The organism is Streptomyces sp. NPDC054765 (assembly GCF_053612065.1).
Genome location: NZ_JBSHBP010000041.1, coordinates 17,557 through 38,136, shown reverse-complemented (window position 1 = coordinate 38,136; position 20,580 = coordinate 17,557). Strand labels below are relative to the sequence as shown.

General features: G+C 70.9%; 18 protein-coding genes and 1 pseudogene. 13 read left to right on the top strand and 6 right to left on the bottom strand.

Going from position 1 to position 20,580, the window contains the following annotated elements; translation table 11 throughout:
• Positions 1-111: 111 nt before the first annotated feature.
• The 7 genes from ACWGJY_RS24320 to ACWGJY_RS24290 all read left to right on the top strand — a co-directional run bounded on the left by ACWGJY_RS24320 (position 112) and on the right by ACWGJY_RS24290 (position 6,823).
• On the top strand, positions 112-1,116 hold the full coding sequence (locus tag ACWGJY_RS24320) for a methyltransferase (protein WP_453262948.1): 1,005 nt from the start codon (positions 112-114) through the stop codon (positions 1,114-1,116).
• Positions 1,117-1,145: 29 nt separating this feature from the next.
• On the top strand, positions 1,146-1,796 hold the full coding sequence (locus ACWGJY_RS24315) for a thermostable hemolysin (RefSeq protein WP_453262947.1): 651 nt from the start codon (positions 1,146-1,148) through the stop codon (positions 1,794-1,796).
• Positions 1,783-3,354 (top strand): AMP-binding protein, encoded by a 1,572-nt coding sequence (locus tag ACWGJY_RS24310; RefSeq protein WP_453262946.1) that lies wholly within the window; start codon positions 1,783-1,785, stop codon positions 3,352-3,354. Before ACWGJY_RS24315 ends, ACWGJY_RS24310 begins: the two co-directional genes overlap by 14 nt.
• A complete protein-coding gene (locus ACWGJY_RS24305) occupies positions 3,351-4,292 on the top strand; it encodes a TauD/TfdA family dioxygenase (protein WP_453262945.1) in 942 nt (313 codons plus the stop codon). Before ACWGJY_RS24310 ends, ACWGJY_RS24305 begins: the two co-directional genes overlap by 4 nt.
• A complete protein-coding gene (locus ACWGJY_RS24300) occupies positions 4,289-4,966 on the top strand; it encodes an O-methyltransferase (RefSeq protein ID WP_453262944.1) in 678 nt (225 codons plus the stop codon). The genes ACWGJY_RS24305 and ACWGJY_RS24300 overlap by 4 nt, the downstream gene beginning before the upstream one ends.
• Positions 4,967-5,036: 70 nt before the next feature.
• The gene (locus tag ACWGJY_RS24295; protein ID WP_453262943.1) at positions 5,037-5,564 is read left to right on the top strand and encodes a nuclear transport factor 2 family protein; all 528 of its coding nucleotides are present in this window, start codon (positions 5,037-5,039) and stop codon (positions 5,562-5,564) included.
• A complete protein-coding gene (locus ACWGJY_RS24290) occupies positions 5,561-6,823 on the top strand; it encodes an amidohydrolase family protein (protein WP_453262942.1) in 1,263 nt (420 codons plus the stop codon). Before ACWGJY_RS24295 ends, ACWGJY_RS24290 begins: the two co-directional genes overlap by 4 nt.
• Before the next feature lie 13 nt (positions 6,824-6,836).
• On the opposite strand, the gene ACWGJY_RS24285 is transcribed toward ACWGJY_RS24290, so the two are convergent.
• Both ACWGJY_RS24285 and ACWGJY_RS24280 read right to left on the bottom strand, forming a co-directional pair.
• The gene (locus tag ACWGJY_RS24285) at positions 6,837-7,346 is read right to left on the bottom strand and encodes a MarR family winged helix-turn-helix transcriptional regulator (RefSeq protein WP_453262941.1); all 510 of its coding nucleotides are present in this window, start codon (positions 7,344-7,346) and stop codon (positions 6,837-6,839) included.
• Between the two features lie 278 nt (positions 7,347-7,624).
• Entirely contained in the window at positions 7,625-8,545 is a 921-nt protein-coding gene (locus ACWGJY_RS24280; protein WP_453262940.1) for a CAP domain-containing protein, read from the bottom strand.
• Between the two features lie 299 nt (positions 8,546-8,844).
• On the opposite strand from ACWGJY_RS24280, the gene ACWGJY_RS24275 reads away from it, so the two are divergent.
• On the top strand, positions 8,845-10,356 hold the full coding sequence (locus tag ACWGJY_RS24275; protein WP_453262939.1) for a sigma-70 family RNA polymerase sigma factor: 1,512 nt from the start codon (positions 8,845-8,847) through the stop codon (positions 10,354-10,356).
• 103 nt (positions 10,357-10,459) lie between these two features.
• On the opposite strand, the gene ACWGJY_RS24270 is transcribed toward ACWGJY_RS24275, so the two are convergent.
• Positions 10,460-11,812 carry a M64 family metallopeptidase gene (locus ACWGJY_RS24270; protein ID WP_453262938.1) on the bottom strand — a complete coding sequence of 451 codons (1,353 nt, stop codon included), beginning with the start codon at positions 11,810-11,812 and terminating at the stop codon, positions 10,460-10,462.
• Positions 11,813-12,030: 218 nt separating this feature from the next.
• The gene (locus ACWGJY_RS24265; protein ID WP_453262937.1) at positions 12,031-13,005 is read right to left on the bottom strand and encodes an AraC family transcriptional regulator; all 975 of its coding nucleotides are present in this window, start codon (positions 13,003-13,005) and stop codon (positions 12,031-12,033) included.
• 193 nt (positions 13,006-13,198) lie between these two features.
• On the opposite strand from ACWGJY_RS24265, the pseudogene ACWGJY_RS24260 reads away from it, so the two are divergent.
• The 4 genes and pseudogenes from ACWGJY_RS24260 to ACWGJY_RS24245 all read left to right on the top strand — a co-directional run.
• Positions 13,199-13,394, top strand: a pseudogene (locus ACWGJY_RS24260) (phenolic acid decarboxylase subunit B); the annotation flags it as partial.
• 137 nt (positions 13,395-13,531) lie between these two features.
• Positions 13,532-13,867: a hypothetical protein gene (locus ACWGJY_RS24255; RefSeq protein ID WP_453262936.1), complete on the top strand. Its 336-nt coding sequence runs from the start codon at positions 13,532-13,534 to the stop codon at positions 13,865-13,867.
• Positions 13,868-14,217: 350 nt separating this feature from the next.
• The gene (locus ACWGJY_RS24250; RefSeq protein WP_453262983.1) at positions 14,218-15,777 is read left to right on the top strand and encodes a cytochrome ubiquinol oxidase subunit I; all 1,560 of its coding nucleotides are present in this window, start codon (positions 14,218-14,220) and stop codon (positions 15,775-15,777) included.
• A complete protein-coding gene (locus tag ACWGJY_RS24245) occupies positions 15,774-16,940 on the top strand; it encodes a cytochrome d ubiquinol oxidase subunit II (RefSeq protein ID WP_453262935.1) in 1,167 nt (388 codons plus the stop codon). Before ACWGJY_RS24250 ends, ACWGJY_RS24245 begins: the two co-directional genes overlap by 4 nt.
• Before the next feature lie 90 nt (positions 16,941-17,030).
• Here ACWGJY_RS24245 and ACWGJY_RS24240 read toward each other — a convergent pair whose 3' ends face one another.
• Positions 17,031-17,888 (bottom strand): endo alpha-1,4 polygalactosaminidase, encoded by an 858-nt coding sequence (locus ACWGJY_RS24240; protein ID WP_453262934.1) that lies wholly within the window; start codon positions 17,886-17,888, stop codon positions 17,031-17,033.
• Between the two features lie 340 nt (positions 17,889-18,228).
• On the bottom strand, positions 18,229-18,903 hold the full coding sequence (locus ACWGJY_RS24235) for a hypothetical protein (RefSeq protein WP_453262933.1): 675 nt from the start codon (positions 18,901-18,903) through the stop codon (positions 18,229-18,231).
• A gap of 761 nt (positions 18,904-19,664) precedes the next feature.
• Here ACWGJY_RS24235 and ACWGJY_RS24230 point away from each other — a divergent pair.
• Positions 19,665-20,579, top strand: coding sequence for an MBL fold metallo-hydrolase (locus ACWGJY_RS24230; RefSeq protein WP_453262932.1), 915 nt, complete (start codon positions 19,665-19,667; stop codon positions 20,577-20,579).
• Position 20,580 lies beyond the last annotated feature (1 nt).

Below are 20,580 nucleotides of genomic sequence, written 5' to 3'. Positions count from 1 at the left end.
TTCGGCAGTTCTTCACCTTCACCGTGAACGCGTGTCGTCGCGCGCACGGCGTGTCCTGGCCGCGTGCCGTCAGCGCGGCTGTTGTCACCTGCCATCCCGAGGAGATCAGCCATGTTCAAGACCACCACCGACGCCGAGCTGGCGGGCAACCCGATCGATGAGGTGATCGGTTCCACCATCCGCTACGCGGCACTCACCTCCGCCGCCAAGCTCGGCATCTTCCGCATCCTGGAGGAGGACGGCCCCAAGACGCTCGACGAGCTGGCCTCGGCGATCGGCGCGAGCACGGACGGCACCCGGGCGGTGGCCGACGTCGCCGCCGTCCTGGGCTGGCTCACCCTGGAGGACGGGCGCTACCGCAACGGCCCGCTCGCCGAACGCTGGCTGGGCAAGGACGCCGAGTACGACTTCACCCCGGCGCTGCTGTGGGCGTACGAACTCACCCACGTCATGTGGGAACTGCCACAGGCCGTACGGGACGGCAAGCCCGCCCAGTCGCTGTGGGAGCGCTGGGCCGGCAACCCCGAGGCCGGGCGGGACTTCTCCGCGTACATGCGGGTCAAGTCGCGGCTGACCGTGCAGTCCATCGTCGACGCCGTGCCGCTGCCCGAAGGAGCGCGGCGCCTCCTGGACCTGGGGGGTTCGCACGGACTGCACTCCATGGCCATGTGCCGCCGGCACCCGGAGCTGTCCGCGACCATCCTCGACCTGCCCGAGGCGCTCGCCGACACCGGCGCCGCGATCGCGGAGGCGGGGCTCACCGACCGGATCGGGCTGCAGCGCGGCAGCTTCCTCAGCGGCGACCTCGGCACCGGATATGACGTGGTCTTCCTCTTCGAGATCGTGCACAACCACACCGACGAGGAGAACCGGGACCTGATCGCACGGGCCGCCAAGGCGCTGCGGCCCGGCGGCCGGATCGTGGTGCTGGAAGACGTACGCGGCGAGCAGCTCGACGAGCACAACGCGGCGTTCTCCCTGGCGATGTACGCCTGCTCCGGCGACCGCACCTACAGCCTGCCGGAGATCTCGGGATGGCTCACGGGCGCGGGTCTGCAGACCGTCGAGCGGATCACGCTGCCCTCATCCGTCTCTCTGGTCGTCGGCACCAAGTAGAGCCGGCAGCCGGGGAAGGGGGGAGCACCGTGCAGATCGATCTGGCACACCGGTCGACCAGCCCTTGGCTGGACGCCGCGGACCTCGCTCGTGAGGTGTACGCCCAGGCATACGGCGCCGATGTGGCGCCCCGGCCCGACTCGTTCATCGTCGCCCGCCCGGCCTGTGGCGGGGCGGCGGAGCCCTGCGCGCCACTGGCCTGCGCGGGGCTCACCTTCGGCAGGGACCAGGAGCTGTTCTCCGAGCGGTATCTGGACACCGGGGTCGAGGCCGCCGCGCTGGAGCGGCTCGGGGTCACTGTGGACCGCAGGCGGGTGGTGGAGGTGGGGGCGCTGGCCACCCGCCGCGTCTCGGTCGGCCGCGAACTGATCAGAGCCACCCCGATCATCGCCTGGTGCCTGGGCATGGAGTACATCCTGTGCACCGTCACCCGGAGCCTGATCACCACACTGGGCCGTACCGGCATCTGCTTCGTGCCGTTCGGCCCCGCCGACCCGGGCCGGCTGTCGCCGGACGAGGCGGCGCGCTGGGGCTCGTACTACGACCACGAGCCGCAGGTCGGCGTCATCGCGCTGAACGCCCTGGACCGGCTGTTCTCCGACACCACCGGGCGCTACTCCGTCACCGATCTCCAACTGAGCATCAGCGCCATGGAGGTGGCCGGCCATGCGGGCCATTAGGGAGTGCCTGGTCAGATTCGGCGAGTCGGCGCGTCCCCTGATCGAGGTGCTGGGGGAGGACGGCGGGCCGGCACGGACCCTCAGCTACCAGGAGGTGACGCGCCGGGCCGCGGCCCTCGCAGAACGGATCGGGCAAGGGCACGGCCGGCCGCTCCGCATCGGCGTGGTCTGCGGCAACACCCCCGAATTCGTGGTCGCCGACCTCGCGCTGATCGCCGCACGCGCCATCGAGGTACCGGTCCCGCTCGCCTTCTCCGCCGAACAGGCCGCAGGGCTGCTGGAGGAGACCGACCTGTGCCTGGCGGACGCTGCCGGGCAGGAGCGTCTGACGCGGTGGGGGAGGGACCGGGTCCTGCGGCCGGACTGCCCCGTGCTGCCGCTGTCCACCGACGAGCCCGTTCCGTCCGCGCCCTTGGCGCTGTCGCCGGCCGGCGCCGGCCAGGCGGACTGGGAGTGCAAGGTCATCCACACCTCGGGGACCACCTCGCGCCCCAAAGGCGTGCGGATCCGCGCGGCGGCGCTCAACGAACTGCTGTGCTCGCTGCGATCGGTGATGCCCCGCGGGGCATTCACCCGCTATCTCTCCGTCGTTCCGTTCAGCCTGCTCATCGAGCAGGTCACCGGCCTCTACATGGTCCTGCTCGACGGCGGGACGATCGTCCTGATGCCGCCGGGCAAGGCCCTCGTCGGCACCGCGGCGGCGGCCGCCGCCGACGCCCTGCCCTGTGTGGCCGCGTCCCGCCCGACCGCGATGGTGGCCACGCCCGCGCTGGTCGACGCCTTCGTCACCGCCGCCGACGAGGCCGCGGGCAGCGGACGGGCGGTGGCACCCGCCCTGTTCGGGACTCCCGAGGCGCCGCTCATCTGCTGCGGCGGCGCGCCCGTGCACCCCGAGCTGCTGGGCCGCCTGGAGGAGCACGGCCTTCCCGTCCACGAGGGCTACGGACTGTCCGAGAACAGTTCCGTGGTCAGCTGGAACACCCCGGCCGCGCGCCGCCCGGGGACCGTGGGCCGGCCGCTGCCCCACGTCCGCGTCAAGATCGCCGACGACGGGGAACTGCTGGTCAACAGCACCTCGTTGTTCGCCGGCTACACCCGCGACGACCCCTCCAGCCTCGTCCTCGACGCCGACGGCTGGCTCCGCACCGGCGACCTGGCCCGGATCGACGGGGACGGGTTCCTCAGCATCACCGGACGCAAGAAGAACGTCATCATCACCGCGGCGGGCCGCAACGTGGCCCCCGAGTGGGTCGAGGCACAGTATGCCCAACTCCCCTTCGTCCGGGCCGTCGCGGTGGTCGGTGACGGACTCACCGTCCTCCACGGGCTCTTCCTCGTCGAGGAGTCCACCGATCTCGCGGCGGCCGAAACAGCCGTCCGGGAGTTCGGCGCAGCACACCTCTCCGAGGTGGAACGGGTCGCCGTACCCCACCTCACCGTGGCCGACGAGCGTCTCTACCGCAGGTTCTTCACCGTCACCGGCAGGCCCATGCGGGCAGCCATCCGCACCGCACTGTCCAACGGAACGCTGTACGACCACCAAGGAGCTGACGCATGACCACGATCGCCGACGTCCGGCCCTACGGCGCAGCCACCGGCCGGCTCGTCCTGCCCGCCGGGGACGTGTCGCTCCGTGCACTGGACCCGGCATGGGTCACCGGGCTGCTCGCCGACGCCGGCTTTCTGCTCTTCCGGGGCTTCCACACCGACCTGGAGGAGTTCACCTCCTTCGTGAAGGCGCACTCCAGCCGGATCACCCTCGACCCGGCGCGCTCCTTCCACGGGGGCGAGGTCGCCCAGAAGGTGGACGCGGGCACCGGCGCGGTCGGCCTCCATCTGGAGAACGGCAACAGCCCCTTCGGCCCCGACCTGACGTGGTTCCTGTGCGAGAAGGCCGCCGCCACCGGCTCCCGGACCACCGTCTGCGACGGCTACCGCGTCTGGGACGCAGCCAGTGACACCGCCCGCGCGGTCTTCGGTACCAAGGACATCATGTACAGCCGCCGGGTGGAGGAGCCCAAGTGGAAGGCGTTCGTCTGCCACCAGACCCAAGGCCGTAAGAACGTCGACGAGATCACCTTCGCCGATATGAAGGACCTGGTGGGCGGCAATGTCTCCACCACCCTCCAGCTCAACGACGACGGCTCCGTCCACTACGCGTACCGCACCGGCGCCGCCCGTCCCACGCTCTTCGGCAGCCGGCTCTCCTGGGCCAACAGCATCTTCGGCCCCTCGTACCACTACGAAACCCCGCTCATCACCTTCGCCGACGGCACCACCATCCCCGAGGAACTCCTCGCCGAACTCCGCCGGCTCACCGCGGAACTGACCGAAGAACTGGACTGGCAGGACGGTGACCTGGCGCTGATCGACAACACCCGGGTGATGCACGGCCGCCGCGAGATCCTCGACACCGACCGGACCCTCTACAACGCACAGAGCTACCTGGACCCGGCGCTGCCGACCGCCATACGGAACGGGGCGGCGCAGCGATGACCTTCACCGCCACCGGGCTCGACGACGCGCGCGTGGTCGCCGTCCTGGAAGAGATCGCCCGCAGCGCCGCGCACAATGACCAGGACGTGATGAAGCGCGCCTACGCCACCGCGGCCGACTGGCCGCAGCCGCCCACCGCCGAGGAGGCCGCCGAGCTGTGCGCCCAGGCCGCACTGCCCGTGCACCCGCAGGTCGGCACCTTCCTGTACCAGCTCGTACGGAGCCTGCGCCCGGCCCTCGTCGTGGAGTTCGGCACCTCCTTCGGTGCCTCGACGGTCTATGCGGCGGCGGCGCTGCGCGACAACGGCGGCGGCCGGATCATCGGCTCGGAGCTGCATCCCGGCAAGGCCGACCGGGCACGCGGCCACCTGGAGCGCGCGGGGCTCGCCCCCTGTGCCGAGATCAGGAGGGGCGACGCCCGCGAACAGCTCGCCGCTCTCCCCGGTCCGGTCGATCTGGTGCTGCTGGACGGATGGAAGGAGCTCTACCTGCCGGTCCTCAAGGTGCTCGAACCCGCCCTGCGGGCCGGTTCCCTGATCGTCTCCGACAACCTGCCGATGCTGCCGCCCGAGTTCACCGAGTACGTCCGCACGGCCGGCAACGGCTACCTCTCCCAGCAACTCCCGCTGGGCGACGGCATCGAATTCTCCGTCCGCCTCCAGGACGAGGCGTGACGCCGCCGCCCGGTGAATCCCCGCCGGATACCGCACCACCCCGTACGCACGGAAAGGGCACTCAACACCTGTGAACCCCCGCACCCACCGCCGTACTCTCCTCCGGGCCGGCTTCGCCGCGCTGCCCCTGGCGGCAGCGGCGCCGGCCGCCCACGCCGCCGGGCCCGCCGGCCGGCTCACCGCCGCCGACGTCTCCTGCTGGACCGAGGCCTATCTGGAGGCCTGGCGGACCAAGAACGACACCGCCGCGGTCCGCCTGTTCACCCCCGACGCCGTGTACGAGGCGGTGCCCGGCGTCGCGGCACAGACCTTCCGCGGGCGCGATGCCATCGGGCGCTACTGGCGCGACATCACGGCCGGCCAGACCGAGATGACCGGCCGGCACGGCACCCCGGTCGTCACCGGCAACCGCGCGGCCGTCGAACTCTGGGTCACCCTGCGGGCCCCGGCCATCAACCCCGACGGCGACCACTGGGTCACCTTCCTGGAGAGCAACATCCTGCTCTTCGCCCCCGACGGCCGCTGCCGGCGCAACACCGAGTACTGGAACCTTCAGATGGGCCGCCTGGACCCGCCCCAGGGATGGGGCACCGCATGACCCCCGCACGGATGCTCCTCACCGGTGGCCGCGTCCTCAGCATGGACCCGGCCATCGGTGAACTGTCGTCCGCAGACGTCCTGGTGGAAGACGGCCGGATCTCCGCCGTACGCCCGGACATCGACGCCGCGGGCGTGGGCGAGCGGATCGACGCCCGCGGGTGCCTCGTGCTGCCCGGTTTCGTCGATACCCACCGGCACATGTGGCAGGCGGTACTGCGCGGCAGTGGTGCCGACCAGACCCTCGACCAGTATTTCGCGACCGTACTGCACACCCTGGCGCCCCGGCTCACCGCCGACGATCTCCATACCGGGAACCTGCTGAGTGCGCTGGGCGCTCTGGACGCGGGGGTGACCACCGTCCAGGACATCTCCAACGCCGCCAAGCCGACCGAGGAGCACACCGACGCCCTGCTCGATGCGCTCACCGACTCCGGACTGCGCAGCGTCTTCGCCTACGGACACGGCACGGCACAGGACGCCCGCCGGGTCCGTAATCGCCGGCTGCACGCCAAGGACAGCCTGGTGACCATGGCGCTCAACGCCGAGGCCGGCAGCGAGGAGGCCACCCGGCGGGGCTGGGCCCTGGCACAGGAACTGGATCTGCCGACCGCCCTGCACGTCTGCGGCGGCAGACCGGTCTCCCGGCTGCGCCGCCTGGGCGTACTGCGCCCCGGCACGGTGTTCATCCACGGCACCGGGATGGAGCCCGGTGAGCTGCAGCTGATCCATGACAGCGGTGGGGCGCTGTCGGTCGCGCCCGCCATCGAAATGACCATGGGCCACGGGCTGCCGCCGTTCGCCGAGGCGGCGGCCGCGGGATTGCGGCCCAGTCTCAGCGTGGACGTGGAAGTCGCCGCCCCGAGCGATATGTTCACGCAGCTGCGGGCCGCCTTCCAGATCGGGCGCTTCGCCGCGCTGCAAGGGCATGCGGGCCCGGCAGCGCCCTTGCTCACGGCGCGGGAGGTCCTGGAGTTCGCGACGCTCGGCGGCGCCGAGGCGCTCGGGATGGCGGACCTCATCGGCTCCCTCACCCCGGGCAAGCAGGCCGATCTGATCGTGCTGCGGACCGACCGCCCCGGTGTGGCACCGGTGTACGACGCCACTGCGGCCGTGGTGTCCTCGATGGACCGCGCCGATGTCGACACCGTCATCGTCGCCGGGCGGATCGTCAAGCGGCAGGGGCGGTTGCGGTACGCCGGGCTGCCGCGGCTGCTGGCACGGGCCCAGGAGGTGGCCGACCGGCTGGCCGGTCACTGACACCACCACTGCGTCAGCGGCGGATCAGCACGCCTTCCTCGATGGCGGCGAGCGCGATCCGCAGCTGTTCGCTGAGGGCCTTCGCGGTGCGTTCCGGAATACGGCCGACGAGCCGGGTGTGTACCGCGGTGGTGGCCCGCACCGCGGCCTCGGCGGTCTCCACCCCGCTCGGTGTGAGCTGCACCCAGCTGCTGCGCGCATCGTCCTCGGCCGCTGCGCGGGTGACATAGCCGGCGGCCACCAGACGCTTGATGACATTGCTGGTGCCGCCGGAGGACAGCAGGAGCGCGTGCGTGAGGTCGGTCGGCTTGAGGCGGTAGGGGGCGCCGATCCGCCGCAGGGTGGCGAGCACGCCGTACTCGGCCTGGGTGAGCCCCAGCTTCTCCAGTTCGGCGCCGGCGGCGATGTCGAAGGCCGATACCAACAGCGCGGTCCGCTTGGCCAGTTCCAGCGGGAGACCGGCGATTTCGGGCAGTTCGTGGCCCCATGCCGAGATGATCTCGTCTACGTGGTCAGGCTCCACTGTGAACCGCCTTCCCTCTACCCGATAGCTCATGACAAAGATATCCCACCGTTCCGGCAGGCACGTTCTGACCTGGGGAGACTGTGTGACTACCAGATGTAGACACCGTGAAAAGCTTTCCATTTATCTTTCAATATAGCTTTTTTCAATGCTTTCTCTCTATGCTTTCCCCCTGTCCAAGCGTGCATCGAGACGCCCTCTGGCCCGGCCGGTCGGCTGACCGCCGGGGCCGCGGCACCGCCGGCCGGGAAGCCGGGGTGCCGCTCGGCGGGGCGCGGTCAGGAGTGGGTGGCGAAATCCTGGGTCCACCAGGGGCCGTTGGCGCTGAGGTTCACGCCCACCCCGGTGGACTTGTAGGAGCAGTTGAGGATGTTGTCACGGTGGCCGGGGCTGTCCATCCAGCCCTGCATCGCCGTGGCCGGGTCCTTGGGGCTCTTGAAGATGTTCTCGGCCCAACTGCCCCAAGGGAAACCGGCCTTGGTCATCCGGGTTCCGGGGTCGACGCCTTCCGGGGTGTTGTGCTCGTAGTAGTTGCGGGCCGCCATGTCGTCCGAGTGGCCCTGTGCCGCGGCCTGCAGGCGGGGGTCGACGGTGAGCGGGCCGCACCCGTGCTGCGCCCGCTGGGCATTGACCAGCTCGACGATCTTCTGAGCGAACGTCGCGGCGGTATCCGTCGCCACCCGGGTTCCGGCCGGTGTGGTGCTGTCTGAACCGGAGTCGGTGTGGGGGGTGCGGGGCGTCGTGCTCCTGGTCGTGCCTGCGCTGCCGCCGGGGTGCGAGGCGTGCGGCCGGGGCACGGAGTGCGGCTTGCCGTGCCGTTCGGCCTTGGACGGCGAGGCCGAGGGCTTACGGCTGGTGGGCGGGTGCGAGGCGTGCGGCGCCGGGGGAGTGGAGGCGGCGGCGGTGCCGGTTGCCGCCGGCGCCGACCGGTCTGCCGCGAGCGCCTGGTCGGCTCCGGAGTCGGGCCGTATCAGCACCACACAGGACCCGCCCACGACGATCACGGAAGCCACCGCCAGCAGCGTGGCCTTCCGCCGGGGATGACTGCCGCCACGGTGCAGACCGCTGTTCCGTCCGTGCCGTCCTCCCGAGCGGCCGCCCGCGCCGGACCGCCGGTGGGCGGCCGGCCCGGCGGCCCGGCGGCCGCTCCCCGCCGGTGCCTCGTCGTGGAACTCCGTCTGAAGGTGGTCGTTGTTCATGGTTCCTTTTCCTGTGGGGGCTGGAGATCTGCCGGGCCGGTGGTGCCGCGTGGTGCGTGGTCCGTGGGGTCCGGCACATGGGAGATCCGGGGGGCGGGCCCCGATAACGGAAATCCGGCAAGAAAAAAATCTGGCGGCCTGTGGCCGGGACCGCCGGTACCCGTGCTGAGCCGGCGGCGGGGGCCGGGGCGCGGGAGCTTTCCGGATCCGCGTAGGTTTTTCTGTTATCGCGACGGGCTCACGGGGTCACCTGAGTGCGGGGGCTACGAGTACGCACGACTGAACAGGGATGAATGGGCGTGAAGCAGGAAAACGGGACGGCCGCCGTCGAGGCTGCCAAGGCCGGGGACGAACATGCCCGGGAGGAGCTCATCGCCTCCCACCTGCCGCTGATCTACAACGTTGTCGGACGCGCACTGGACGGCCATGCGGATGTCGACGACGTGGTGCAGGAGACCATGCTGCGCGTCCTGGAGTCGCTGGCGGACCTCCGGGAGCCGGCGTCCTTCCGCTCCTGGCTGGTGGCGATCGCCATGAACCAGGTACGCCGCCGGTGGACCACCCACCGCAAGACGCCGGTCGTCGGCCTGGAGCAGGCGCCGGAACGGCCCGACCGCTCCGCCGATTTCGTGGACCTGACCATCTTGAAACTGGGGCTGTCCGGCCAGCGCCGTGAAGTGGCCGCGGCCACCCGGTGGCTGGACGAGGGGGACCGGTCGCTGCTGTCCCTGTGGTGGCTGGAGGCCGCGGGCGAGATCACCAGGCCGGAGCTGGTCGCCGCCGTCGGGATCGACTCCCGTCACACGGCGGTCCGGGTGCAGCGCATGAAAGAGCAACTCGAAGCCGGTCGCGTGGTGGTCCGTGCGCTGGCGGCGAATCCGCCCTGCCCTGATCTGGCCCACGTGACGGCTGCCTGGGACGAAGAGCCCTGTGCCCTCTGGCGCAAACGCATATCCCGCCATGCGCGTCAGTGCACGGCCTGCTCCGGACACTGGAGGGACCTGCTGCCCGCGGAGGGGCTCCTGGCCGGCCTCGCCCTGCTGCCGCTGCCTCCACACCTCGCTCCGCCGACCGCCCTGGCCCCCACCGCCGCGACGGCTTCCACGACCGCGGCGCCCGCGCACCCCGCATCGGGTGCAGCCGGCGCCCACCCACTGCCGAAGCGGCTGCCCCGGCCGCGCCGGGTGACGACGGGCACCGCCGTCACGGGGACGGCGACGCTCGCGGTAGCCGTCTCCGCCGCCCTGTGGTGGTCGCCCGGTACGCCCCCGGGTGAACAGAAGGACCAGCCGAAGGCGGCACATAGCGTGGCCGCGCCCCCACCGGCGCCGCGCCCCACGCCCACCCCGACCCCGGCCCTGTCGCGCACCGCGACCCCGTCCCCCACTGCGTCCGCCCGGCCGACCCCCACCCCGTCACCCACGCCGCCCAGCCTCGAAGAGCAGGCCACCGCGCTCATCAACCTCCGGCGGGCGCGGGCCGGCTGCGCGCCGCTGCGCATCGACCCGAGGCTGCACACCGCGGCACGGGGCCACTCCGCGGACATGGCGGCACATCAGTACTACGAGCACGATGCGCCGGACGGTACCGGCCCGGACGACCGGATCACCGCCGCCGGATACCGCTGGAGCAGCTGGGGCGAGAACATCGACCGCGGTCCGCGCACCGCCGCCGCGGCGGTGAACGACTGGATGGGCGACGCCATGCACCGCGACAACCTGCTCGACTGCAAGTTCACCGCGGTCGGCATCGGCGTTGTCGAGGGCGCGGGCGGGCCCTGGTGGACCCAGGACCTCGCCGCGCCGCGCTGACCTTCGAGGTGCCGTCCCCCGGTGCCGGACGGACGCGTCGGCCCGGCCCGCCCGGTACCGGTGGCGGAGTACGGGAACGGTCTGCGGTCTGCTTCTGAGATCCCTAGCGGGAGACCCGCCAGCTCAGCGAGCCGGACAGCAGCTTGCGCAGTGCCGGGTCACGGACCGCGGCCGTACGGTCGGTGGCCGCGGCCGTGACCGTGTGGCTGCCGCCGCCCGCCGGAATCCCGAGAGCCCGCACCACGACCGTGGATCTGCCCCGCGCGGACTTGCGCTCCCGGCCGTCGACATACCACCTCACCTGCGCGGAGCGGGGCACGGTGACACGGAGACGAGCCGTGCGGGACACTGCGCGGTCGGTGGCCACCGGGCTGCTCAGCACGGTCGCCCGGCGGTAGAAGCCCGCGATCATCGCCTCGCGGCCGGGGAGGTTGAACTCCCGCCCGAGCGTCCGCATGATCGAGTTCTCGGTGGGGCGGTTGAGCCCGAACTGGTAGTAGCCGCCGCCCTCGTACGCGCCGACCGTGCCGCCGTCCGGCGATTCCTGGCCGATCCAGCGGTACCACTTCTGCTGCTGAGCGGTCATCTGGCCGGCCGAGAGCGTGGTGAGGTTCGCCTCGGCCGGTTCGGGGCCCGGGTAGGTGCCGGACTGGCCGTATTCGTACTCGTCGGCGAGCTTGCCGAGTGAGTGACCGGTCTCGTGCACCGCGATCTGGTCGGACCGGTCGTTGTCGGAGGAGGCGGTGGCGATCCCGTCGTAACCGACCTGCGAGGAGATGTCGTTGTAGCCCGCGCCGCCGTACTTGGTGGAGTTGGCGAGCACCACGACGAGATCGGCGGCCGGGGCCTTGGCGGCGTACGACTCGACCTTGCCGGTGTCGACACACAGCAGCCGCTCGGTGCCGTCACAGAAGAAGGCGGAGCCGAGGGCGGTGTCGCGGACCACGTCCTGCGTCGGGTCCCCGGAGACGCCGGACTCGTGGGAGACGGCGTCGACGGCCCAGACGTTGAACAGCCCGGCGTAGGAGGCATAGGGCTCGACGGCGGAGATCTTGGCCCACTTGGCGCGGACGTCGGCGTGGAAGTCCTCCTGCTGGGCGGCGGTGTAGCCGTCGCCGATGAAGACCACATCGAGCTTGGTGCCGACCGGCCCGTTCTGCACGATCGCGGTGACATCGCCGTCGGCGGCGATCGCGGCCCGGCTGGAGCGGGAGAGCGGTTTCGAGGCCGGGACGGTGGTGTGCCGGGGGTGTCCGGCCACCCCGGTGAAGTACTCGACCTGCTGGGTGCGTTGACCCTGCGGGGACGGCGCCGAGGGGGAGCGTGGTGCGACGGCCGCGGTGGCTGCGGCGGCCGTTGCCGCCAGTGACACCACGACGAGGCCGGCCGCCACGGCGGTGCGTATGGAAAGGCGTTTGGAGGTGTGGGAAGCGTCTGTGGAGGTGCGTCTGTGCATGTGGGGGTCCTCCCGAAGCCCGCCGCACGAGCGGCGGGTTGAGCCGAATCAGGCGCGCTCAACGTAGAGGCTCCGGGGAGTTCAGGCAACGGATGGTGCCCGAGTGGTCTACCGGACAGCGGAGTTGGGGCGAGCGCCGACGGCGCTCTTCCCCGCCGTGGCGCAGGACAGACCCCGGCCTCCCGGCTATCCGGCCTCCCGGCTACCCGGCCTCCCGGCTACCCGGCCTCCCGGCTACCCGGCCTCCCGGCCGTACGGCGTTGTCGACGATCAGGCGGCGAGGCTGATGATTCTCCCTCCGGGTCACCGCCTGTTCCCCGGGCGTGATTGCGGAAGGTGGCCGGCGTCTCGCCGGCCCGCTGCCGGAAGAACTTGGTGAAGACCGTGGCGTCCGGGAAGCCGAGCCGGTCGCCGACGGCGGTGGCGGTGAGGTCGGTGTGCACCAGCAGGCGCTTGGCCTCCAGGAGGACCCGGTCGTCGATATAGCGCTTGGCGCCGCACCCGGCAGCGGCGAGCGTCGCGCGGGTGAGGGTACGCACGCTGTAGCCCAGCTCTCTGGCGTACTCCTCCACCCGGTGGGTGCGGGCGAAGTCGCGCTCCACCGCCTGCTGGAAGCTCCGGAATGCCGCACTGCCCGCCTCGTCGGCCCCCTGCGCGCCGCGCACCCGGGACAGCCGCAGCACGAGGACGGCGAGCAAATGGCGCAGCACCTCGATATGCACCTCCAAAGGCAACGCGGCCAGCTGCCGGTACTCGTTCTCCAGCAGCTCCAGGACATGCCGAAGGGCGTCCGCCTGCGCACCCCGGGGGGTCAGCGGCAGCTGCCCATCGGGCCGGTCGACGCGCGCCGCATCCACGGTCGCGGGGCTCAGGAAGCCCGGCAGGAAGAGGATGACGGTGCCCTCGGCCAGGGTGAGGTCGGAGCGGTACCGGCTGATCTGCCCGGGACGCACCCACAGCCAGCTGCCCGGGGTCAGCTCGTGTTCGGTGAAGTCCACCGAGCAGCGCAGCGTGCCGGTGCGCACCATGATCAGCTCGTGGAAGGCCAGGCGTTTGATGGCGTACGGGTCGATGCCATGCCCGCGGGCGCGCGCGAGCAGATCGGCGAAGCCGAGTACCTCCGCGCCGGGCGGGGCTCCCGCGGTGGCCCTGAAGGGGACCTCCGTGACGTCAGTGAGTCCGTTTCTGTCCATAGCGTGTCCTCAGCGTACCGCTTCGAAGGGGTGGCTCGCGCCTAGCGTGAGAGGTGACGGTGCCGGTCACGCCACTTGCGGGCGGACGCCACACAAATCCGTCGTAACGATGCGGTGACCGAAACATCCATTGCACCCCGTACGGCCTTCCAGCGGCCCCGTGCCGTCCGGCGAACCGAAGGAGCTGACCACTGTGCGACTGACCGTGGGCATGACGGGAGCGACGGGAGCGACGGGAGCCGTGTTCGGCGTCCGGCTGCTGGAAGGCCCTGGCCGAACTCCCGGACGTCGAGACCCATCTCGACCTCTCCCGCTGGGCCCGGAGCACGATCGAGCTGGAGACCGGCCGTTCCGTCGCCGAGGTGAGCGCACTCGCCGATGTCACACACCGGCTACGGGGTGGGGATCACGGCAATCCGCGGAAACTCTTTGGTTGTGGCCGGATATGAACGGTTGCGGGCGCCGCTCCGTATCTCTCCATATCCGTGCCCCGTGGGGCGCTGGTCCACGATGTGAGGAGGGCACCATGACTGACCCTGGTTTCCGGCAGCTCCAGGCCTTGCCGGAGGGAGACGCCGAAGTTTCTCTGGTGGTTCGTCTGCAGTGGGAGGACGTCGCCGCGCTCGGTCAGGACGCCGCCCGGCTGGCTGCCCGTTGGAAGCGCCCGGTGACCCTGGATGAGGCGGCCGGCCAGCGGCTGCGCATCAGGCCGCCGGCGGCGCGCGCCAACACGGTGGCGCAGGAGCGGGCACAGCCCGCCGTGGCCGCCACGACGGTGTCGCCTCTGCCGTCCCGTTCCCCCCAGGAGCAGGCCCGGCAAGCGATAGAGAAGATCAATGGCCCCAGTCATGAGACCGCATAGCGCGGCTGCGGTCTGAGGCGGGCGACGAAGGGTCTTGGTCTCCTGGGGGAGGGGGGCCGGCAGCTCGGGACTGCCGGACACCCTGCCCCTCTCCCTCCTTTCATGAGGTCTTCTGCTTCATGAGGCCTTTCCTGACGTTGTGCCGGACTCCCTCGGCGTGATCGTCACCGAGGGCGCTGGGCCGACCGGGCGTAGATCATCGGCCCAACGGCCCAATGCCGGCCCCCGGTACGTGCTCCCCGGACCCGCCGGTGATTCTGTGACGAGCCGGGCACGACCGGCGCTGTGTCCCGCAGGTCCCACAGGACCGGGACCGAGCACCGAGGAGGCAGGCCATCGTGAACGTGGGCATGCACAGCACGGTCCCACTGCTGGCGAATGCCCCGGCCCAACTGCTTCCGGCCAGGGAGCTGATGGCATTCACCCTGGCCACCCACATCATTCTGGTGCCGTTCGGTGTGGCGCTGCCGCTGATCACCCTGGTGATGCACCATCGGGGCCTGCGCCGGAACGACCCCGTTGCCCTCCTCCTCGCCAGACGGTGGTCGGCGGTCATGGCGGTGCAGTTCGCGGTCGGCGTCGTCACCGGCACCGTGCTGTCCTTCGAGTTCGGGCTGCTCTGGCCGGGGCTGATGGGCAAATGGGGCGGGGTCTTCGGGATCGGGTTCGGGGTCGAGGCATGGGCCTTCTTCCTCGAGGCGGTGCTCATCGCCATCTATCTCTACGGCTGGCGGAGGCTGAAGCCCCGCACCCACTTCCTGCTCGGCCTGCCCCTTCCGGCCGCCGCTCTGCTCGGCGCGTTCGGAATCCTGGCGGCGAACTCATGGATGAACACGCCCCAGGGATTCACCCTCGACGCCGCCGGCAAGCCCGTGGACGTCCACATCCTGTCGGCGATCTTCACCCCGATGTTCGGCCCCCAGTACTGGCACTTCGTCGTGGCGATGCTGGTCACCGCGGGCTATACGGTCGCCGGTGTCTACGCCGTCGGCCGGCTGCGCGGCCGACGCGACCGCTACCACCGGCTCGGCTTCACCGTCCCCTTCACCCTCGCCGCGGTGTTCACCCCGGTGCAGATGCTGCTCGGTGACTCCATCGCCCGGTCGGTCTTCCACAAGCAACCGGTGAAGTTCGCCGCGACGGAGATCGTCTGGCGGACCGACACTCACGTACCGGAGTACATTTTCGGCCGACTGCACCCCGACGGAAGCGTCTCCGGCGGCATCAGAATCCCCCAACTCGATTCCGTCCTGGCCGGGTTCCGCACCGAGACCAAGGTGACCGGGCTGACCTCCGTCCCGGCGAGCGACCGTCCGACGGCCGCCCAGGCCACCATCGCCCACTGGGCCTTCGACCTGATGGTCGTGATCGGTTCCCTGCTCCTCCTCCTTGCGCTCTGGTACGGCTGGTGCCGGCTGCGGCGCCGACGGCTGCCCGGATCACCATGGTTCTTCCGCGGTGCGGCGTGTGCGGGTGTCGCCTCGGTCGTCGCCGTCGAATGCGGATGGATCACCACCGAAGTGGGACGCCAGCCCTGGATCGTCTACCAGCACATGCGGATCGGCGAGGCGGTGACGGCGACCCGGTCCACCAGTTTGTGGATCATGTTCGGCCTGGTGATCGTGGTGTATGTGTTCATCTTCGGCTCGCTGCTCGCCGTGCTGCTCAAGATGCGAACGGGCTGGCGGCTCGCCGACGGGCGGGCCGCGGCAGCCGACGGGTGGGCCGCGGCAGGGGAGCGGCACGAGGGACCGGAGACCGGCACCCCCTACGGGCCTCGCTCGCGGGTGCCGGCCGGCGACCGGCCATCGTCCGGCGATGAGCCGTCTTCCGGCGACGTGCGGCCTTCCGGAGACGCGCGGTCTTCCGGCGAGCCGGGAGCGGGACCGGACGAGGGCGGCCGGCCGTGAGCGCCGCCGTGATCGCCGTGGTGCTGCTGCTCGCCGTGGCCGCCTACGCCTGCGCCGGCGGCACCGACTACGGAGCCGGGTTCTGGGACCTGACCGCCGGTGGCGCGATGCGCGGCGAGCGTCCCAGATGGCTGATCGACCACGCCATGGCCCCGGTCTGGGAAGTGAACAATGTCTGGCTGGTCTTCATCTTCGTCATCATGTGGACCGGGTTCCCGCCCCTCTTCCAGACCGTGTTCTCCGCGATGTGGCTGCCGCTGGCCCTGGCCGCCGTCGGACTGGTCCTGCGCGGCGCTGGTTTCGCACTGCGCAAGCCCCTCCGCCGTGTTGCGGGGCGACGCCTCTACGGCGCCGTCTTCGCCTTCTCCTCCTTGCTCACCCCGTTCTTCCTCGGTGCCGCCGTCGGCGGTGTCGCCTCGGGACGGGCGGTACCGGGAACCCAGGCGTCGGCGCATGCCTGGGCCAATCCGACCTCCATCCTCTTCGGGCTGATCGCCATCGTCTCGACGGCGTTCCTCGGCGCCGTGTTCCTGGCCGCCGACGCCGCCCGCTTCGAGGCCCCCGACCTGGTCGGCTACTTCCGGCGGCGGGCGCTGGGCAGCGTCGTCGCGCTCGCCGTACTGGCCGCGGTCATGCTGATCGTCACCCACAGCGACGCCCCGCACGTATGGCACGGACTCACCCACGGCGTCGGCCTCGGCCTCGTCATCCTGGCCGGAGTCTGTTCCCTCGCCACCGGCTGGCTTCTGCTGCGCCGCTGCGGGGCCTGGTCCCGGTTCACCGCTGTCGGCGTCGTCGCCGCGGCGGTCATCGCCTGGGGAGCCGCCCAACGTCCCTATCTCATCCCCACATCACTGACCGTGGCCGAAGGCGCCGGTGCTCCCAGCAGTCTGCGGTGGGTCGGCCTGGTCACCCTCGTGGCCGCGGTGATCGTCTGCCCAGCCGTGGCCTTCCTGTACTGGCTGGACACCCATGGCGAGCTGGAACCACTCTCCGACGCCGACCTGCACGGCAACGACGCCCGACGCACCGAGCCCGGCCGTGACGACCCGCCGGGTCGGGGCCGCGGCCACCGGAAGGCTCCGGGCCGCGGCGGCCCGCCCGACCCGGGCCGCGGCGAACCGGCCGAGCGCAACCGGCCACCGGACCCGCCGGCTCCGTAGAGTCCCCTCCGAGTCCGTGATCCCCTCCGCGTAAGCAATTTCCCTCCGCGTCCGAGGACCTGAGACACCGGGTCCGGCGAGCGGCCGCCGTCAGCAGCGCCGAGAGACGTGGCCCTCGGCGCCGGCCGGGCGTACGTCGCGGTCGCGCAGCGAGAGGGAGAGGGTCTTGCCCCAGGCGCGGCAGGCTGCGGTGAAGTCCTTCTGCCGGTATTCGATGATGAAGACCCTGTTGGCGTAGGTGTCCGCGAAGTCGGTGCACTCCTTGTAGCGGGCGCATTCCTCGACGACGGCGAAGTCGAAGCCGATCCGGCGGCCTTGCGGCAGCAGGTCGGCGGTGTTCTTCTGGGCGACGGCCAGGTGCCGCTGGTGGGCGCGGCGGGTCAGGAGCCGGGCGAAGGCCGCGGCATCCTCGGACGTGAGCCTGCCGTCGGACCGCTCGTAGGAATCGAGATTGTCGGGTTCCACCGCGTCATAACCGGACCTGGCGCAGCCGTCGATCCATGGGCCGACGATGTCGATGAGGGCCTGGCGTTTGGCGTCAGTGGAAATGTCGAGCAGGGGCTCGTCCCAGTCCTTGTCGACGACGACCTTTCCCCGCTCGTCCCGCAACAGCAGGTCGGGGTGGCGGTTCTGCCAGAGGTCTGTGGCATCCGGCTGCGCCTGGAACGCGTTGACGTAGCAGACGTTGTAGAGACCGGGGGCGGGCTCGGCCGTACGATCGCGGGAGACGGCCCGGACCCCGGCGGGCGGCGGGTAGGCGCCGCCGAGCTGGTAGTCGAAGTCGGCGTTCGCGGCCGGCGGGCGCACCGCGGTCGGGGCGGCCGCACCGCCGTGCGGCGCCGGCGTGCCGGAGCCGGAGGTCTGCGGGGGGCGAGTGGCGGAGCACGCCGTGCTGAGCGATATGACCAGGACGAAGGCGGCGACGGCGAGCGGGCGTGAAGAGTGCACATACGGAGCTTAAGCGCGGATGGCGCGCGCGGGTGCCCGTGCCCCCGGGGGCGGCTCCGCGCACACCAGCCGGGAGGCGATGTCGTCGGCGGGGGTGCGGAACGCGGGCAGACAGCTGAGCGGTTCGTCCCCGAGTATGAACGCGGGAAAGTCGCAGCGCGGCAACGCGGCGGGGTGGGTGAGCCGCAGGGCTGAGGATTCGCGGGCGGGTGCCGGAAATGCGCCTCCCGGCTCGTGGGAGCCGGGAGGCACGGTGGCCGGCGGCTGCCATGGCCCGCCCCGTGCCCGAGAGCGCGGGGCAGCCCCCCGGGTGCAGTCGCCCGGCTCCGCTGTGGTCAGCTCAGCGCTTGACCACGAACGCCTGGCCCTTCTTCACACCGGACGAGCAGGAACTCTTCTCCGCGGCGGTCATCTTGCGCGTCTTGACGGTCACCGCATTGCTCTGCCCGTCGGTTCCATTGGCCGCGGGCCCGGTGACCTTGTCCGGCACGAACCAGAAGTAGTGCCCCCACTTCGGGCTGTCGTAATGCGTCTGCCAGGTGCCGGAGACGGTCTGCATCACCTGCGCGCGGGAGATCCAGCCCACCTCGCCGGGCTTCACCGTCATGTTCAGGGAGCTGTTCTCGGTGTGCGAGCTCGACCAGGTGTGGCTGTAGGTCGCGGTGACACTGAGATCGATGAGACCGGCGATGTTGCCCCCGGCGGTGACGGAGACGCCGGCGGAGTCCGTGGAACCCACGGTGTCCGACCAGCCCATCGACTGTGTGGCATCCGAAGTGCTGCAGTTGTACAGGGAGTTGGAGACCTGACGGAAGTCTCCGAGGTACGCCTTGCCGAGAATCGGCTCGTTGAAGCTGCACTTCCCTTCGCCGGAAGCGCAGTCGGCTATGAGCCGGCCCCTGGTGGGTCCGTCGTCCGCGGCCGCCGGCATGGCCATCGCCGCGACCAGACCCAGTGACGCCGCGGACAGTGCCATCAGCCGGCTTCCGTGGCGGATCGTTCTGCTTTTCGTCATCGTGCTGTTGCCTCTCGCCCAGCCTTGTGGAAGCGACGAGACCGTGTGTGGCATTCGTCGCTGTTGCGTTTGAGACTGGTGTGAAATCTGTGACAACTACACCAAGAGTTGGTAAAGTTGTAGTTGATAGTGAAACAGACCCTTTACAGGGGTCCGAAACGGAGGCACCATCAGGTCCCGTCGTAGCTCCGGAGGCCGGGCTGCCGGGCCTCACCCGACGGCACGCGCCGTTGAGGGCGGTGCGCACGGCCCGTGCCGCAAAGCCCTTGTCGAGCGGGAGTTGGCGCAGTACGACACCCGCCCAGGCAGTTCCGGCCGATAGGTCCACGAGGAATACCGGGTCGGTGTCCGCCGTGATCTCGCCGTGTGTCCGGTGCTGGTTTTCACCGGAACCCCGGCGGCCCGGCGAGCCGCACACCACCGCGCCGGCAGGCAGCTGACCCTCCGACGGCTGTGCGTCGCGTGCCGGACGGCGGGCTGAATCGTTGCGTGCCCAGGCCCCGACCCCCGGCCCTGGGCCCCGACCCCCGGGCCCCGACCCTCTTTGCCGCTCGCGACGTCATCCGTCCGGCGAGTCCGGCATAACGCCGCAAAATGCCGGTCTGCCCGCATCCACCACCCGCCCGGAAGAGACGCCCCCCTCGAAAAGCACAAGAACCGCCCCCTCTTCCGCTTCCGTTCCACGGTGGGGTACTTCTGTTTCCCGGGCGCGCCGACCACCCGTTTGCCCGGCCGCCCCGATCAGGAGGGACGGACCTGTCATGAGCGAGAACCTGTTATCCGAGGACGGACGGGCAAAGGGGACGGAGGACGGCTGGCATGTCGACGCGCGGTGCACCAACTGTGATGTCGCCCGGCAGCTCGCGCCGGACATGATCCGGGAGGAGAACGGCCGGGCGGAAGTGATCCGGCAGCCGCAAAGCGAGGCGGAGGAGCGGCAGTTGTATGCCGCCGCTTTCGCCTGCCACACCCGGTCGATCCGCCACCCCGCCCAACGGCTCACCCCCGACCTCGACCCCTTCCCCCTCGCCCTGGACGACACCGTCCAGCTCTGCGGGCACAACTCCCGCCACACGGCGGGCGCCAACTCCTACCTGCTGCGCCGTCCTGCCGGACACACGATGATGATCGATACGCCCCGGTGGAGCAGCACACTGGCCGACCGGTACGAGGCACTGGGCCCCCTCACCGATGTCCTGCTCACGCACCGGGACCACGCGGCGCACGGTCGCCGCTACGCCGACCGGTTCGGGGCCCGGCTCTGGATCCACGAGGGCGATCTCGACGCCGCTCCGGACGCGGACCGCGTGATCCGGGGCACCGACCCGATCGAGATCGACGAGGGCGTCACCGCGCATCCGCTGCCCGGTCATACACGCGGCAGCGTGCTCTACCTCGCCGATACCCGGTACTGCTTCAGCGGCGACAGTTTCTACTGGTCACGCACCACAGCCGACCTGGAGGTGGCCGCCGCCGTCACCTGGTACTCGATCGCGGAACTGGCCGCCTCCCTGGCGCGCACCGCCCCTCAGCTGCACTTCGAGTGGGTGCTGCCCGGTCATGGCGACCGCAAGCGGCTCCCCGCCGCGGAGATGGCGCGCCGCCTTGAGCAGTTGACGGCCCGCACCCGCACGCTCCGTCCGCAGCCCGTGGACTTCACCGCTCTCCGGTGGTGAC

Bases quoted from the DNA above. Each gene is read 5' to 3' on its own strand.
- ACWGJY_RS24320 (WP_453262948.1), top strand. From the start codon at position 112: ATGTTCAAGACCACCACCGACGCCGAGCTGGCGGGCAACCCGATCGAT.
- ACWGJY_RS24310 (WP_453262946.1), top strand. From the start codon at position 1,783: ATGCGGGCCATTAGGGAGTGCCTGGTCAGATTCGGCGAGTCGGCGCGT.
- ACWGJY_RS24305 (WP_453262945.1), top strand. From the start codon at position 3,351: ATGACCACGATCGCCGACGTCCGGCCCTACGGCGCAGCCACCGGCCGG.
- ACWGJY_RS24300 (WP_453262944.1), top strand. From the start codon at position 4,289: ATGACCTTCACCGCCACCGGGCTCGACGACGCGCGCGTGGTCGCCGTC.
- ACWGJY_RS24290 (WP_453262942.1), top strand. From the start codon at position 5,561: ATGACCCCCGCACGGATGCTCCTCACCGGTGGCCGCGTCCTCAGCATG.
- ACWGJY_RS24280 (WP_453262940.1), bottom strand. From the start codon at position 8,545: ATGAACAACGACCACCTTCAGACGGAGTTCCACGACGAGGCACCGGCG.
- ACWGJY_RS24270 (WP_453262938.1), bottom strand. From the start codon at position 11,812: ATGCACAGACGCACCTCCACAGACGCTTCCCACACCTCCAAACGCCTT.
- ACWGJY_RS24265 (WP_453262937.1), bottom strand. From the start codon at position 13,005: ATGGACAGAAACGGACTCACTGACGTCACGGAGGTCCCCTTCAGGGCC.
- ACWGJY_RS24255 (WP_453262936.1), top strand. From the start codon at position 13,532: ATGACTGACCCTGGTTTCCGGCAGCTCCAGGCCTTGCCGGAGGGAGAC.
- ACWGJY_RS24250 (WP_453262983.1), top strand. From the start codon at position 14,218: ATGCACAGCACGGTCCCACTGCTGGCGAATGCCCCGGCCCAACTGCTT.
- ACWGJY_RS24235 (WP_453262933.1), bottom strand. From the start codon at position 18,903: ATGACGAAAAGCAGAACGATCCGCCACGGAAGCCGGCTGATGGCACTG.
- ACWGJY_RS24230 (WP_453262932.1), top strand. From the start codon at position 19,665: ATGAGCGAGAACCTGTTATCCGAGGACGGACGGGCAAAGGGGACGGAG.